Source organism: Bacillus haikouensis (assembly GCF_013179555.1).
In the GTDB taxonomy this organism is placed as follows: Bacteria; Bacillota; Bacilli; order Bacillales; family Bacillaceae_B; genus Rossellomorea; species Rossellomorea haikouensis_A.
Map to the genome: position 1 here is coordinate 1 of NZ_JABMCR010000509.1, position 1,587 is coordinate 1,587.

Annotated in this window: 2 protein-coding genes; one reads left to right on the forward strand and one right to left on the reverse strand. The window is 44.0% G+C overall.

Going from position 1 to position 1,587, the window contains the following annotated elements:
* The coding region (locus HP456_RS23755) for a substrate-binding domain-containing protein (protein WP_172255617.1) at positions 1–636 on the forward strand (636 nt) is incomplete at its 5' end.
* A gap of 61 nt (positions 637–697) precedes the next feature.
* Here the strand turns inward: HP456_RS23755 and HP456_RS23760 are convergent.
* On the reverse strand, positions 698–1,587 hold an 890-nt coding region (locus HP456_RS23760), incomplete at its 5' end, for a DUF6612 family protein (RefSeq protein WP_216663410.1).

The window sequence follows — 1,587 nt, forward strand, 5'->3', positions numbered from 1 at the left end:
GTCATCATACTTGCTCATAACATCGATGACGAAACCATCCTTGATTCTGCCCGCGAAGGGTTTCCGATTGTCGTCCTTGACCGGAGTGTGCGAAATAATCATGTCGTTCAAATTGAAGTCGATAACGTACATGGTGCATATATGGCTACCGAGTATCTTATTGATAAAGGCAGCCGGGAAATCGCCTTCGTCAGCGGACCGTACAATTCTCATGACAACGAGCGCAGATTTAGAGGATATAAAGATGCTCTCTTGAAACACGGAATCGAGTACCGCCCCAAGTGGAAAGTTTCAGGTGGATTCACAAGGGAAGGCGGCTATCAGGCTACTAAAATGCTGATCGCACAAAAGGATGTACCGCAAGCCATCTTCTACGCAAATGATGAGATGGCCATCGGCGGCATTCAAGCGTTGAATGAAAAGAAAATCTCCGTACCCGAAGATATTTCCATCATCGGCTTCGATGATATCCAGCTTTCAGAGTACGTCTCTCCCCCGCTTACCACCATGCGGCAGCCGAAGTACGAAGCAGGCGCCTTGGCAGTTCATCTGATCTTCCAGGTACTGTCGAAGGAAAGCGTTGAACCTTACTACAAACTATCCACCGAACTGATCGAACGCAAATCAGTCATCTAAGTTCAAAGGCCCGTTCCTCTTTGCTTAACGCAACAAGGAAACGGGCCTTTGGTATTTATATTTATTCATTTTTCAAGGCAGCCTCATCGATTTCAACTGCGTTCTCTATCACCTCTGCAGGAATCGTAATATTATCAATTTCGTTAATCTTTGAGTAGCTTCCTTTCATCTTCTGTACAGATTGAACCTTCTGACCTTCGATCTCCATGTCAAAATCCATATTCACTGAGAAATTCAGCGGATGATACGTCTTCTTATCGATTTCATATGTGTAACTTAACTCGTTCACCTTCATGCCTTCCAGCAGTTCTTTTGGCATCAGTCCTTCAGGCATTGTGGATTCGATCGTATCTTCTACCAGCCTCTGATATTCATCGCCTGAAGCTGTAAATGAAATTATGTAGTGATCCTCTTTTTCTTCAAATTTCACATCTTTTGCATATTCCTTCAGTTGCTTCAGCTGCTCAGAGGCATCCGCTTGATTCTTACTCATTTCAACAATTGAATCTGACAGTCCCTTCGGTGCAGCCTGCCATTGATTACTCATCGAATCCTTTGTATAAAGGCCTTCTTCAGTAAAATAGGTTTCCGATTCAATCGGCATCCCCATCATCGTCATTTCAGTCGTTTGATACATCCCAAGAGGCTCTGTTACATAATCCATTTCGATTGTGGACGCCTGTGAAACTTTCTCACTCTCTGCACCTGCCGGAATAATATCCTGATCCATCTCCATCTTCACATGAAAACTCTCCAGATTCTCAGATGCATCAATGGCGGAATTCATGATGCCTTCCAAGTCTTTCCCACCAGTTGTCGTCCCGCAGGCAGTCAGACTAATCGCCAGTAGTGCAGCCGTTCCAATTCCAATTAATTTCTTCATGATATCCTCCCCATGTTTGTGTTCTACCTTACTTATACGGATAAGCATGGAGAAATGTTTCAAAAAGT